Origin of the sequence: Chryseobacterium culicis (assembly GCF_002979755.1) — a bacterium.
GTDB classification, from domain to species: Bacteria; Bacteroidota; Bacteroidia; order Flavobacteriales; family Weeksellaceae; genus Chryseobacterium; species Chryseobacterium culicis_A.
This window is the reverse complement of record NZ_PCPP01000001.1, coordinates 2,319,453-2,333,372: the sequence shown is the minus strand read 5'-3', so window position 1 is coordinate 2,333,372 and position 13,920 is coordinate 2,319,453. Positions and strand designations below refer to the sequence as shown.

Annotated in this window: 11 protein-coding genes and 1 tRNA gene; 6 read left to right on the top strand and 6 right to left on the bottom strand. The window is 37.1% G+C overall.

Translation table 11 applies throughout. From position 1 onward, the window contains the following. Nucleotides 1-206 precede the first annotated feature (206 nt). Complete coding sequence (locus CQ022_RS10640) at nt 207-617, bottom strand: thiol-disulfide oxidoreductase DCC family protein (RefSeq protein ID WP_105681370.1); 411 nt, start codon at nt 615-617, stop codon at nt 207-209. Nucleotides 618-621: 4 nt separating this feature from the next. Further along, nucleotides 622-1,089 (bottom strand): heme-binding domain-containing protein, encoded by a 468-nt coding sequence (locus CQ022_RS10635; RefSeq protein WP_105681369.1) that lies wholly within the window; start codon nt 1,087-1,089, stop codon nt 622-624. 410 nt (nt 1,090-1,499) lie between these two features. Between CQ022_RS10635 and katG the strand changes: the two genes are divergently transcribed. Beyond that, nucleotides 1,500-3,779: a catalase/peroxidase HPI gene (gene katG, locus CQ022_RS10630; protein WP_105681368.1), complete on the top strand. Its 2,280-nt coding sequence runs from the start codon at nt 1,500-1,502 to the stop codon at nt 3,777-3,779. Nucleotides 3,780-3,901: 122 nt separating this feature from the next. On the opposite strand, the gene CQ022_RS10625 is transcribed toward katG, so the two are convergent. Further along, nucleotides 3,902-3,972 (bottom strand) — tRNA-Gln (locus CQ022_RS10625). 375 nt (nt 3,973-4,347) lie between these two features. On the opposite strand from CQ022_RS10625, the gene der reads away from it, so the two are divergent. Continuing rightward, entirely contained in the window at nt 4,348-5,658 is a 1,311-nt protein-coding gene (gene der / locus CQ022_RS10620) for a ribosome biogenesis GTPase Der (RefSeq protein ID WP_105681367.1), read from the top strand. A 163-nt stretch (nt 5,659-5,821) separates the two neighbouring features. Then, nucleotides 5,822-6,472: a uracil phosphoribosyltransferase gene (upp, locus tag CQ022_RS10615; protein ID WP_105681366.1), complete on the top strand. Its 651-nt coding sequence runs from the start codon at nt 5,822-5,824 to the stop codon at nt 6,470-6,472. A gap of 1 nt (nt 6,473) precedes the next feature. Here upp and CQ022_RS10610 read toward each other — a convergent pair whose 3' ends face one another. From CQ022_RS10610 to CQ022_RS10600, 3 genes are all read right to left on the bottom strand, one after another. Then, entirely contained in the window at nt 6,474-7,160 is a 687-nt protein-coding gene (locus CQ022_RS10610; protein ID WP_105681365.1) for an alpha/beta fold hydrolase, read from the bottom strand. A gap of 201 nt (nt 7,161-7,361) precedes the next feature. Then, entirely contained in the window at nt 7,362-8,015 is a 654-nt protein-coding gene (locus tag CQ022_RS10605) for a ComF family protein (RefSeq protein ID WP_105681364.1), read from the bottom strand. A gap of 481 nt (nt 8,016-8,496) precedes the next feature. After that, the gene (locus CQ022_RS10600) at nt 8,497-9,975 is read right to left on the bottom strand and encodes a helix-turn-helix domain-containing protein (RefSeq protein ID WP_105681363.1); all 1,479 of its coding nucleotides are present in this window, start codon (nt 9,973-9,975) and stop codon (nt 8,497-8,499) included. A gap of 127 nt (nt 9,976-10,102) precedes the next feature. On the opposite strand from CQ022_RS10600, the gene aceB reads away from it, so the two are divergent. From aceB to CQ022_RS10585, 3 genes are all read left to right on the top strand, one after another. Then, a complete protein-coding gene (aceB, locus tag CQ022_RS10595; RefSeq protein WP_105681362.1) occupies nt 10,103-11,677 on the top strand; it encodes a malate synthase A in 1,575 nt (524 codons plus the stop codon). 112 nt (nt 11,678-11,789) lie between these two features. Further along, nucleotides 11,790-13,070 carry an isocitrate lyase gene (aceA, locus tag CQ022_RS10590; protein WP_105681361.1) on the top strand — a complete coding sequence of 427 codons (1,281 nt, stop codon included), beginning with the start codon at nt 11,790-11,792 and terminating at the stop codon, nt 13,068-13,070. A 179-nt stretch (nt 13,071-13,249) separates the two neighbouring features. Beyond that, entirely contained in the window at nt 13,250-13,822 is a 573-nt protein-coding gene (locus CQ022_RS10585) for an OmpH family outer membrane protein (protein ID WP_105681360.1), read from the top strand. The last annotated feature ends 98 nt before the right edge of the window (nt 13,823-13,920 follow it).

The following is a 13,920-nucleotide window of genomic DNA, read 5'->3' as shown; positions in this document are numbered from 1 at the left end:
AATTGATAATTGATTAAGCTGGTAAAAGACTGTTCTTCAGTTTAATTTCCATTAAACATTAAACATTAAACAAAAGCAATTATACGTTTTATTTGTCATTCCGTAGGAATCTCTACATGTATTATTTTTAATATTAATTTGTTGGAGACTCTTACGGAATGATATTTTAGAATAAGTTGAAAGAAATTTTTGTCAGACAAAGAAAATTATACCTGAATAAATTTTTTCTTCTGATGCTGATCCGGCAGATAACATTTCTGATTAGCCAGTTTCATCCTGTTTCGGGAAATAATATCATATACTTTATCACTTAAAGATGAAGGAAGAATTTTCCCGACAAAGGAAAGTTTATAAACTCCTCCCAACAAATTAGCGATTTCCAGTACAGCTCTTGATTTGATCTGATAATACCTTCCAGGTTTCCACAGATACATGGTATTGAATATACGGGTTTCCAAACCTCTTTCAGACAAAAACTGCTGTCCGAAATCAGACTGAAGAGAAGCAAACATGAATTGGTCTCTCTTGTCGCGCTCCAAAATCCATTGCACCCAGAAATTACATACTCCGCAATCTCCGTCAAAAAAAACAATATGTTTATTTTCCCAATTTTCCATGACTTTATTTATTAAACATGATTCCTCTCTCAGTGTCTTCTTTTACTTTTTTGAAATATTGAATAAGGTCTGTACGTTGCTCATCCGAAAGTTTAGCGCTTTGATGTCCCAAATAATAGGATTCAAGCGGCATTTCCTTTTTCTCAACCATTTCTATACATTCTTCCAGTTTATGAAGTTGTCTTTTAGGTTCATATACTGCAAAGGTAGAAAAATTAAGATGTTTTCTGCCTTCATTGATGTGATTTTTTACCCACCACGAAACAGGAGATATATTGCTGTACCAAGGGTACTTTGTTTCATTGGAATGACAATCATAACAAGAGGTTCTGAGAGTACGCGCAATTTTCTCCGGAGTATTTTTAATCTTCAAAAAATCCATCCCTGGTGTAGGTGGAGGATTTGTTCTATCAATGGGAAAAAACTGAATAATAATAAATGCAACAAGAATGACAACAATTACTTTTTTCATAGCAGATGTTCATGTTTGGTAACATAAAGATAAATAATTTATTTTTAGTGAGATAAAGCTGGAAGTACTTTTAGAAATTGTTGAAATAGCGTGTTTTTTTCATGAAGTTATTAAACTTCCTTCCTCCAGCCTCTAGCTTCTTTTTCCCCTTTAATTCCTTACGTTGAGTAATTCTAAATTGGCTTGTATTCCGCTGTTTTTATTTAAGTTAATATGAAAAATGACTAACTTAATACCACAATTATGTCTCAGCACAAAAGCGGTCGAAAATACTTGTTTATAGTTTTTAACTATCGTTGAAATAAAAATTAATAGATTGTGTATATCAATCAAACGTTGTAGGTTTGTCATGCTCTTATAACAGAGAATTTAAACTGTATTAATCAATATAAAAAATAAAATAAACGACAATGGAAAAAGATTTGAATGACATCAGTAAATGCCCGTTTCATAACGGAACAATGAAGAAGAGTGTAGCAGGGGGTGGAACCCAAAATGCTGATTGGTGGCCTGATCAGCTTAGAGTAGATCTTCTGCGCCAGCATTCTTCCCTTTCAGATCCTATGGATAAGGATTTCGATTATGCTAAAGCATTTGAAAACCTTGATCTGGAGGCTGTAAAAAAAGACCTTCATGCATTAATGACTGATTCCCAGGATTGGTGGCCGGCAGACTTTGGTCATTATGGTCCTCTGTTTATCCGTATGGCATGGCACAGTGCAGGAACATATCGTGTAGGTGACGGAAGAGGTGGAGCAGGAGCAGGGCAGCAACGTTTTGCCCCATTAAACAGCTGGCCGGATAACGTAAGTCTTGATAAAGCAAGAAGATTACTATGGCCAATTAAGCAGAAATACGGCAGAAATATATCATGGGCAGACCTTTTAATCCTTACAGGAAATATCGCTCTTGAATCCATGGGCTTTAAAACATTCGGATTTGCCGGAGGGCGTGCAGATGTCTGGGAACCAGATTCCGATGTGTATTGGGGATCAGAAAAAACATGGCTGGGAGGTGACTTACGTTATGCCCACGGTTCAGAGGGAGTAGCAGAGGGACATTCTGCAGTTCTTCCAACGGATGAAAAGGCAGATGGTGATATTCATTCAAGAAATCTGGAAAATCCATTGGCTGCTGTACAAATGGGACTTATCTATGTGAATCCTGAAGGTCCGGACGGAAATCCTGACCCGATTGCTGCTGCTAAAGATATTCGTGATACTTTCGGACGTATGGCGATGAATGATGAAGAAACGGTTGCCTTGATTGCCGGAGGACATACTTTCGGTAAAACCCATGGAGCCGGACCTGCAGATCATGTAGGTAAAGAACCTGAAGGAGCAGGAATTGAACAACAAGGACTAGGATGGTCTAGTAGTTATAAATCAGGAAGTGGAAGAGATGCTATTTCCAGTGGTCTGGAAGTAACATGGACTGAAACTCCAACTGAATGGAGTAATTATTTCTTTAAAAATCTTTTTGAAAATGAATGGGAACTGACAAAAAGCCCTGCCGGAGCTCATCAATGGGTTGCTAAGGATGGAGCGGATATTATTCCTGATGCATTTGATGCTGACAAAAAGCATAAACCAACAATGCTTACTACAGACCTTTCGTTGAGACTGGATCCTGTTTACGAAAAAATTTCAAGACATTTTTATGAAAATCCTGATGCGTTTGCCGATGCATTTGCAAGAGCATGGTTTAAACTTACGCACAGAGATATGGGACCGCGTGCCCGTTATCTGGGAACAGATGTACCACAGGAAGAACTGATCTGGCAGGATCCTATTCCTGAAGTAAACCACGAATTGGTGGACGGAAATGATGTGGAAGCATTAAAATCAAAAGTTTTAAATTCAGGATTGAGCAACGCTGAACTAATATCTACAGCATGGGCATCTGCTTCTACTTTCAGAGGAAGTGATAAGCGTGGTGGTGCCAATGGATCAAGAATCAGGCTGGAGCCACAAAGAAACTGGGAAGTGAATAATCCTTCACAATTAAATAAAGTACTAGGAGTACTGGAAGGAATTCAAAAAGAATTCAACGATTCTCAAAACGGAGGCAAAAAAATATCATTGGCCGATTTAATTGTACTGGCTGGTAATGCCGCAGTAGAAGTGGCTGCAAGAAATGCTGGTCAGGACGTAAAAGTTCCTTTTGCTCCGGGAAGAATGGATGCTTCTCAGGAACAGACGGATGTAGAATCTATGGGATATCTTGAACCTATTGCTGACGGATTCCGTAACTATCTGAAAAGAAGATTTACAGTGTCTACAGAGTCTTTATTGATTGACAAAGCCCAGTTATTAACACTTACTGCCCCTGAACTGACGGTACTGATAGGAGGAATGCGTGCTTTGGATACCAACTTTGACGGTTCAAAACATGGAGTATTTACCAGCCGTCCGGGAGCTCTTACCAACGATTTCTTTGTGAATCTTCTGGATATGGGAACGCAGTGGAAAGCAATGTCGGATGACAGAGAATTATATATGGGAACAGACCGTTCAACAGGACAGCCAAAATGGACAGCAACCCGTGCTGATCTTGTTTTCGGTTCCAATTCTGAATTGAGAGCAATCGCAGAAGTATACGGAAGTGCCGATGCAAAAGGAAAGTTTGTAAATGACTTTGTTGCAGCATGGACAAAGGTGATGAATCTGGATAGGTTTGATCTGGTTTAATAAATAAAAATGAAAATAAAAAAAGACAGCAGAAATGCTGTCTTTTTTGTTTTATTACAATTTTGAATGATTATTTTTTTAGATATAAAAAAAGAAAACCACCCTTAAAAAAGGATGGTTTGTAGACCCACAGGGATTCGAACCCCGACTGACGGTACCAAAAACCGGAGTGCTACCGTTACACTATAGGTCTGTTTCTATGCTGCGAAATTATAGAATTTATTTGAAATATGAAAATCTAAATTAAAGATTAGTTAACATAATGAGAGGGCAAATCCCTTTACTTATTGATATACAAATAATTATTTTTTAATAAAAATTTAAAAATAATCTGCTTTTATTAGGGAGAATAGCCGCTTCCAGATATTTTCTGGTCAGTTTTAAAGTGAATGACTCTTATGAATTCTCCGATGAATAGAGTCTCTCAGCCTCCTTCTTCCGGCTTCCATCCTTAAAATGCCGTTAAATAATAAAACCTTATCTTTGCAAAAAAATTGGGCTCCAAAAGTTGGAGTAACCCATTAATAACATATCCTGAGCAAAGCAAAAGGATTATTAAACATTTTTTATGTCAAATATTGTCGCAATCGTTGGGCGTCCCAACGTAGGAAAATCCACGCTTTTTAATCGTTTATTAGAAAGAAGAGAAGCTATTGTAGATTCTACAGCTGGTGTTACCAGAGACCGTCATTACGGAAAATCCGACTGGAATGGAGTAGACTTTACGGTAATTGATACCGGAGGTTATGATGTAGGTACAGATGATATCTTTGAAGAGGAAATCCGTAAGCAGGTACAATTGGCAGTGGATGAAGCAACTTCTATCATCTTCATGATGAATGTGGAAGAAGGACTTACTGATACAGACTACGAAATCTACAGACTTCTTAGAAGATCCAACAAGCCGATTTATATCGTTATCAACAAGGTAGATTCTGCAAAAGAAGAGCTTCCTGCAACTGAATTCTATCAGTTAGGAATTGAAAAATATTACACACTTTCTTCAGCTACAGGTTCCGGAACAGGAGATTTGTTAGATGATATCATTAAAGATTTTCCAACTACAGAATATAAAGATCCTTTTGAAGGGCTTCCAAAAATCACGATTGCAGGTCGTCCAAACGTAGGGAAATCTACGATGACCAATGCTTTATTGGATGTTGAAAGAAATATCGTTACTGATATTGCAGGAACTACCAGAGACAGTATCCAGACTTTATATAATAAATTCGGACATGAGTTTGTATTGGTAGATACTGCGGGGATGAGAAGAAAGTCTAAGGTAAACGAAGACCTTGAGTTCTATTCTGTAATGAGATCTATCCGTTCTATTGAATATTCTGACGTAGTAATCATTATGGTGGATGCTACACAGGGATGGGAATCTCAGGATATGAATATCTTCGGTTTGGCTCAGAAAAACAGAAAAGGAATTGTAATCCTTGTGAATAAATGGGATTTGATCGAAGACAAGCAGACCAATACGATGCGTGATTTCGAAAAATCAATCAAAGATAAAATTGGTCAGTTTCAGGATATTCCAATCTTATTCGTTTCAGCGTTAACGAAGCAGAGAATCTTAAAAGCGGTAGAATTGGCTATGGAGGTTTACGAAGACCGTAAGAAGAAAATTAAAACTTCAAAACTAAATGAAGTAATGCTTCCAATCTTCGAAAATACACCGCCACCGGCATTGAAAGGAAAATACATTAAAATTAAATATTGTGTACAACTTCCTACGCCGTCACCACAGTTTGTATTCTTCTGTAACCTTCCACAATATGTGAAAGAACCATATAAGAGATTTACTGAAAACCAGTTGAGAAAACAATTCGGGTTTACCGGAGTTCCTATTGAAGTGTATTTCAGACAAAAATAATGAGAACAAGTGTTCATCAGAAACTCCGGCAAGCTTTGCTTGCCGGAGTTTTTTATTAAATAAGAGCAGATTTTCTCCTCAAACCCAAACTTTCAATTCGTTTTTTAGTTGTAATTTTGCAGCAATTAATATCAATTAACTGAAATTAAAAAAATAAATTTTCATGCTTACTATTTTATCGCAACACTTTTCTCTTGTCAATGAATGGATCAACGAACTTAGAAACGTTGACATTCAACATGACCGAATGAGATTCAGAAGAAATATGGAAAGAATCGGGGAGATTGCCGCTTTTGAAATCAGTAAAGGACTGGAGTACAGAGAAGTTGAAATTCAAACTCCTTTAGATACAATAAAAAGCAGAGAAATTGCTGTGCAACCCGTTATTACAACTATCTTGAGAGCCGGAGTTCCATTATTCGAAGGAATCCTGAACTATCTTGACAGAGCAGACTGTGGTTTTGTAGCAGCCTACAGAAAACACGATGCCAACGATTATTTCTCTATCAAACAGGATTATCTGACTTGTCCGAGCATCGAGGGAAGACCTCTGATTGTGGCGGATCCGATGTTGGCAACTGGAGCTTCTTTAATTGAAGCGATCAAAGACTTATTAACCAACGGAAATCCAACCCAGCTTCATATTGTTGCAGCAATTGCATCAAAACAAGGGGTAGAGACCATTCAGAATGCTTATCCTGAAGCGCACATCTGGGTAGGAGCCATTGATGAACATTTGACTTCAAAAGGGTATATCACTCCAGGATTAGGAGATGCCGGAGACTTGAGCTACGGAGAAAAACTTCAGAGATAACTTAAGAAAGATTCCAGAAATCTTTAATTAAATTCAATAATAAATTGGGTCGTACTTTATCCATAGGATGCTTTGTGTCCGGAAGTACGGCCAATTTTCCGTTTGGAAGACTTCTGTAAACTCTCATACTCTCTTCAATAGTGACCATGTTATCTTTATCTCCTACCATAATTTGAGTTGGAGTAGTAATCGTAGCAAGATTATTTTCCAGAGGAGGATTTTTACCTAAATCAATCATTAAATCAGCAATAGCAGGAAGAAGCTGTTTCCATTTTGCTCCGTGCTGGGATTCTAAAAGTTGCGCATACTGCGGAATTTTTTCAAGAATAACATCCGGATTAAGCATTTTACTTTCTTTCAAAGACTGTTCCTCAGTCCAGTCGAATTTTGTTCCCAGTGTTATAATAGAATTTACATTTTCAGGATTTTCCATTGCGTAGCAAAGGGCAACATAACCTCCCATACTATGTCCGAAGATTGATACATCTGTTAAGGTATTCACTCTACAGTATTCGGAGAGTTCTTGGGTGTATTTTCCAATGTTAATGCCATCTGCAGGAAGTTCCTGATCTCCATGCCCTGAAAACAAAGGAGTGTGTACCGTAAAATATTGGGATAAAGTATTCAAATAAGGTTTGAAAATGTCGCTGTGACCTAAGGCTCCGTGCAGTAAAAGCAGATTTGGCATAGTGGTTTAGTTTCCGGAAAATTAGGAAAAAGAATTGAATGATGAAAATCGATTAATCAAGAAATGTTGGGTGTTTAAGAGTATTTTGAATGTAGTCTCAAAACAAGAACCGTGAATCCCGCACCTCGTACTCTGAATTTTTCACCCTATATCTTTCCTTCTCGAAACTCGAACCTCGAACCTCGTAACTCGCATCCCGCATCAAATATCCACAGCCATTACCAAAACACTCACTTTATTGTTTCCTGCATTTAAAATCTCCCATGCTACAGACGAAACGGTATTTCCTGTAGTGAAAACATCGTCAATCAAAAGAATATGCTTTCCGGTAATAGGTTGAGTGATGGAGAATGTATTGACAGATTCCAGTCTGTGTTGCTTATCCTTTAAAGCCTGTGCTTTTGAATAATGATTTCTTTTAATGAGTTGATGATTAAAAGGAATGTTGTAAAATGAAGATAAAGTTTCTGTGAATAAATGAAGTTGATTGTATCCGCGTTCCTTGAGTTTCTTGGGGTGAAGGGGTACGCTCATCAATAAATCAGGTTTTTCATCCTTGAATTCCAGGCGTTCGATGGTCCAGTCTGCAAGAATTTTTCCTGCCTTTTCCCTGCTTTTGTACTTTAGCTCATGAACAATCTGCCGACTTAAGCCTTCCTCTTCAAACTGTATTAAAGCATATGCGTTTTCAACCGGAAAAAATAAACTGCATTTTTCTTTGATCGGATTGCTTTCGAAATAATTATAATGGGTAAAATGAATCTGGGTAAGGCAAAGATCACATATCAAAAGTTCAGGATCAATGATTCTGTTGCAATGGATGCAATGGTTCGGAAACAATAAGTCTAATATCATAAATGTGTTTTGTACTAAGATAGAAAATAAAAGTCAATTAAGTCAATGGTCAATTTTACTTCGTAAGTGAATTGAAGGCGAAAAATTTCATAAACGAATACTTCATAACAGTATTAAAAATTCACAAGCGAAGCGAATTGACGATTCACCATTCATCATTTAGTTTTGTACTGGCACTAATCAACTTTTGCTCCCCGAAGGTAATAGTGAATAATTGTTAACGCTAATGTTCGCAATGTTTATTAATCTACACCATTTATTTTTTCGCAAAGGCATTTCATTAAGCAGATGGGGCAGACTTTTCTTTGCTGAGTGAAACGCCATAGCGCACGAAAAACTATAAAATATTAGAAAAATTTGCGAACTCTGCGTTTAAGATTAACGTATTATTCTTGGATTTAAAACACGTATCACGTATCTCAAAACCTATTAAAAATTCACAAGCGAAGCAAATTGACGATTCACCATTCACCTTCACCCTTTAATTCTCAAACCTCTTCCTTATCTTTTCCACAGAGCTTTTCATGCTCAGATTAAAATGTTCCTTTTCCAGCCTTACCGGAGGAGCTTGCCTTACTTCACAATCGGCAATACTGCATGATTCACAAGTAACACCTACATTGATCGTTTTTAAAGAAGGAGACTTGATGAAGCCTATTTTTTTGATCGTTTGAGTATTCAATAAAATCCCCAGACAATAACTTCTGTTGCTTCCATCCGAAAAAGGATTTCTCTGTGAGGTGGAAATAACCAGATAACTTATTCCCTGATCTTTGTAATGTGAGATCTGAGCATCTGTCAGAGTTTCATTTTCTTTTAAATCATCAAGATTTTTCACGGCAATCCATCTTCTGCAATAATGTTCGTTCATTGCATTGGCATGAGGAGCTTGCTGATGGTTCAGGTGGAGCTCTTTTAAAATCTGAATTTTATCTGAATTTTTCTTTTTTACCAGGCATAAATAAAACAGATCTTTGATTCCCATTTCAGCCGAAAGAATATTGGTAAGTCGGTAATAAAAAGTTTCAGGGGAGAGGGTAAAGCTGTTGATAAGATTCTCGAAATGGTTAGGTTCCCAAGTATTTTGCTGAAAGAACTCAGAAGTTTTTTCAATAACAGGTTGTTTTGAAATTAGCAGAGCTCCTGCGAAATAAGAAGCGTAAAAGTTATTCAGAATTTCTTCAAAACTACCAAAATCAAGCCAGGAATAAGTGTTCGGGCGGATTTTTAATTCCAGAACATTGAATCCAATTTCTTTTGCAAGGATAAAAGTTTTCTGATCCTTCTCAAGTTTTTGGTTCAATAGCAATAGTTTTTTCTCCGGAATAAAAAGCGACCGGAGATTATCCAGCGTTCCGTATTTTTCAAAATCTTCAGATTGAATGGTATAACTGAACTTTTCTATAAGAATTTTTTCCAGCACTTCAGATTTTAAATTTTTTCCGATTTGTAACTGGTTTTCCAGGATAAATACCCTTACTTTTTCCTCAATTTCCGGGAAATAATTATCGTACAACTCCTGGAATGATCTTAATACCGCAAAATAAAATCTTTCCTTTCCCAAATTATAATTCTGGGAAATTTCAATCAATGCATTGATGAAAGCAGTTACTTTTTTAGGGGCATCACTGATAATGCTGATCAGGTTATTTTTATTGATCCCAAACAGTTCCAGCGGAACTTCTTTAAAGAAATCAGACTGCAGGATTTCATTGAAAGGAGCAAGACTTTTATCAAGCTTGGTGGAAACCAGATCATCAAAAGTGCAATTCAAAGCATCAGAAAGCTGAATGATTTTATCATGCTTGGGATATTTTTTTCCGTTTTCAATCTCGTTGAGGTAAGACTTTGATAATCCTGTCTTTACAGCAAGATCCTGCAAAGACCAGTTTTTCTTTTGTCTCTGCTGTTTCAGTTTTAGCCCAAAAACTGTTTTGATAAAGTCGCTTTCTGAATTCATTACTCAAATATAAATAAATAGATGCGATTATTCGCATAATAAAATTTTAAATAAATTTAGCGAACGTTCGCTGTTTGTGAAAATTTTTATTTATGTTTGTAACATCAAATCACAAAATCAATAAGTTATGGAAACTAAGACTCAATTAGAAATTAAGGCACAGAAGCAGTTTGAGGAAATATTTACTCCTGATTTGGTAGATTTTCTGATTGCACTTCATCAGAATTTCAATCATAAAAGGCTTGAACTTTTAGAAGAAAGAAAAAACATACAGGAACATCTTGATGAAGGAAAACTTCCGGAATTCTTAAAAGAAACAGCAGAAATCCGAAACGGAAATTGGGTATGTGCTCCGCTTCCTGACGATATGCTGGACAGGAGAGTAGAAATTACCGGACCTGTGGACCGTAAGATGATTATCAATGCCCTGAATTCCGGAGCATCTACATTTATGGCTGATTTTGAAGATAGCACTTCGCCGGTATGGGAAAACTGTATTCAGGGGCAGATTAATCTTTCTGATGCGATTAACCGTACTATTGATTTTGTCAACGAAAAAGGAAAAGCATATACTCTTCATGAAAAAACTGCGGTTTTACAGGTTCGTCCACGCGGTCTTCATCTTCCGGAGAAGCATATTGAAATCAATGGAGAGAAAACTTCCGGTTCACTGATTGATTTTGGAATGTATTTTTTCAGAAATGCAACACCGCTTTTGGAAAAAGGAAGTGCCCCTTATTTTTATCTTCCAAAATTGGAACATTATAAAGAAGCACGCTGGTGGAATGAGGTTTTTGTTTTTGCTCAAAATTATCTGGGAATTCCGGAAGGAACGATTAAAGCCACTGTTTTAATCGAAACCATTACTGCCTCATTTCAGATTGATGAAATTTTATTTGAATTAAAAGAACACAGTGCAGGGCTGAATTGTGGCAGATGGGATTATATTTTCTCTTACATTAAAAAGTTCAGAAATCTTCCTGAATTTATTGTTCCGGACAGAGATCAGGTGACCATGAGTTCTCCTTTTATGAGTGCTTATTCAAAAAGAGTGATAGAAATATGTCATAAAAGAAATGTACATGCTATCGGTGGAATGGCCGCGCAGATTCCTGTAAAAGATAATGATGAAGCTAATAATGCTGCTTTTGAGAAAGTAAGAAATGATAAAGAACGGGAAGTGAAAAATGGTCATGACGGAACCTGGGTGGCACATCCGGCCTTAGTGACTGTCGCTAAAGAAATTTTTGATCAATATATGCCTTCCAAAAATCAGATCGATAAAAAATTTGAATACCATATAACGGAAAGCGACCTGTTGGAAATTCCCAAAGGAGAGATCACAGAGAAAGGGGTCCGAAAAAATATCAATGTAGGAATTCTTTACCTTGAAAGCTGGCTGATGGGAACGGGTGCTGCCGCCATTTATAATCTGATGGAAGATGCTGCCACTGCAGAGATTTCAAGAACCCAGATTTGGCAATGGCTAAAAAATGAAGCGGTACTGAGTGATGACAGAACATTAACCCGAAGTATGATTTTGCAGTGGGAAAAAGAAGAAATGGACAATATTGAAAAGTATGTGGGGGAATTTCGTTTCCAAAACGGGAAATTTAATCTTGCCAAAGAACTTTTCAATGAATTGATTTTCTCTGAAAAATTTGAAGAATTTCTGACCCTTAAAGCATATCCTTTTATTTAGGAAAAATGTTGGCTGCTGGTTTTATAGTTGCTGGTTGAAAACCAATTAACCATGGAATCAGAAACTAGCAATAAAATTAATCTCAAATCTAATCAAACAAAATCCAAATATTATGAAAACAAGACAAGAACAAATCCAGGCTATGGAGCAAGATTGGCTGACAAATCCACGCTGGAATGGGGTAAAAAGACCTTATACGGCAGAAGAAGTTTTAAAACTTCGCGGATCTTATACCATAGATTATACAATTGCTACAGAAATGTCCAAAAAATTCTGGGATAAATTAAATACCCAGGATTATGTGGCAGGACTTGGCGCATTGACAGGCAATCAGGCAGTACAGGAGGTAGATGCGGGACTGGAAGCTATTTATCTTTCAGGCTGGCAGGTAGCTGCAGATGCTAACTTATCAGGAGAAATGTATCCCGATCAGTCCTTGTATCCTGCCAATTCAGTGCCTTCTGTTGTAAAGAAAATAAATAATGCTTTATTGAGAGCAGATCAGGTACAATCTGTGAGCGGAACAGGAAATAAAGAATATCTGGTACCCATTATTGCAGACGCAGAAGCGGGCTTTGGTGGAAATCTGAATGCTTTTGAACTAATGAAACAGATGATTGAAGCTGGTGCAGCTGCCGTTCATTTTGAAGATCAGCTTTCTTCCGCAAAAAAATGTGGACATCTTGGAGGAAAAGTATTAGTACCCACTCAGGAAGCTATAAATAAACTGATTGCTGCTCGTCTGGCTGCCGATGTACTGGGAGTTCCGAGCCTTATTATTGCAAGAACAGACGCGGATGCTGCAGATTTACTGACTTCTGATATTGATGACAGAGATAAGAAATTTGTAACGGGAGAAAGAACTTCCGAAGGATTTTATGTAGTGAAAAACGGAGTAGAACAGGGGATCGACAGAGGTTTATCCTATGCTCCGTATGCAGACCTGATCTGGATGGAAACCTCAAATCCTGATCTGGAGCAGGCAAGAAGATTTGCAGAAGGAATTCATGCAAAATTCCCAGGAAAAATGCTGGCTTACAACTGTTCTCCTTCATTTAACTGGGCTGCAAGGCTGAGCGTAGAAGAAATGTCTACTTTCCGTGAGGAACTGGCTAAAATGGGATATAAATTTCAGTTTATTACGCTGGCAGGATTCCATGCGCTGAATACAGCTATGTTTGAACTGGCATTAGCATATAAAGAAAGAGGAATGGCGGGATATTCAGAACTTCAGGAGCGTGAGTTTGCATTACAGCAGAAAGGATTCAGAGCAGTGAAGCATCAGTCTTTTGTAGGAACAGGGTATTTTGATGAAATACAGAATATTGTTACCAATGGCTCTTCAGCCACTGTAGCAATGAAAGATTCTACAGAAACCGCACAATTCCATTAGTCATTTTTTCCATATTTTTTTGATGTTAAACCTTCTCTGTTGTGGGGAGGTTTTTCTGTATTGATGGTGATTAAGTTCGGTTTTAAGTCTCATTCGGGTAATGAAATGATAAATGAAAAATCCCCATGATAAATAATGAAAATTTGAATTATATTTGAGGACGAAAAAAAATATTAAAAATGAATTTAATCAAAGTACTTTTTATTACATTAGGATTAACACTTACTGCAAATGCTGCGAAAGCCCAACAGAAGATTGGAAGCGTGAATACTGATGAAATTTTTGCAAGTTTACCCGAAGCAAAAACTATAGGTACCACTATTGATAATCTAACTAAAACCAAGCAGACGGAAATTGAAAAACTGATTACTGAATATCAGAACAAACTGAAAGCGGCAAAAGATAAAGAGAAAACTCTGAGTGAAGCTAATAAAGAAGCGGTGACTAAAGAACTTATCGCTGCACAAACAGAACTGCAAGGTATTGGTAAGAAGATAGAAGAGGCTAGAGCACAGGCAGGTAAAGATATTGCTGCTAAACAAAGTGAATTGCTAACTCCTCTACAGCAAAAAGTAAGATCTGCTATTTCCTCTGCTGCCAAAGAAAGAGGTCTGAATTATATATTTGATGTGGCATCACAGGAATCTAATAATCTTGTTTACAACGATGGAAGTGAGGATATCACTGCTCTTGTGAAAAGTAAATTAGGAGCTACAGCAGCGCCTGCAAAACCTGCGGGAAAATCTAAATAAGAATTTCATTATACTGAATATTGTAACGGAATCATAACGTATGATTCCGTTTTTTTATGCAGAAAAGTGTAGGAAAGGATGAAGACAGTTCTGTTTTA

Coding starts and splice junctions, on each gene's coding strand:
- CQ022_RS10610 (WP_105681365.1), bottom strand. CDS start 7,160: ATGCCAAATCTGCTTTTACTGCACGGAGCCTTAGGTCACAGCGACATT.
- CQ022_RS10640 (WP_105681370.1), bottom strand. CDS start 617: ATGGAAAATTGGGAAAATAAACATATTGTTTTTTTTGACGGAGATTGC.
- upp (WP_105681366.1), top strand. CDS start 5,822: ATGCTTACTATTTTATCGCAACACTTTTCTCTTGTCAATGAATGGATC.
- aceB (WP_105681362.1), top strand. CDS start 10,103: ATGGAAACTAAGACTCAATTAGAAATTAAGGCACAGAAGCAGTTTGAG.
- CQ022_RS10600 (WP_105681363.1), bottom strand. CDS start 9,975: ATGAATTCAGAAAGCGACTTTATCAAAACAGTTTTTGGGCTAAAACTG.
- CQ022_RS10635 (WP_105681369.1), bottom strand. CDS start 1,089: ATGAAAAAAGTAATTGTTGTCATTCTTGTTGCATTTATTATTATTCAG.
- CQ022_RS10585 (WP_105681360.1), top strand. CDS start 13,250: ATGAATTTAATCAAAGTACTTTTTATTACATTAGGATTAACACTTACT.
- katG (WP_105681368.1), top strand. CDS start 1,500: ATGGAAAAAGATTTGAATGACATCAGTAAATGCCCGTTTCATAACGGA.
- CQ022_RS10605 (WP_105681364.1), bottom strand. CDS start 8,015: ATGATATTAGACTTATTGTTTCCGAACCATTGCATCCATTGCAACAGA.
- aceA (WP_105681361.1), top strand. CDS start 11,790: ATGAAAACAAGACAAGAACAAATCCAGGCTATGGAGCAAGATTGGCTG.
- der (WP_105681367.1), top strand. CDS start 4,348: ATGTCAAATATTGTCGCAATCGTTGGGCGTCCCAACGTAGGAAAATCC.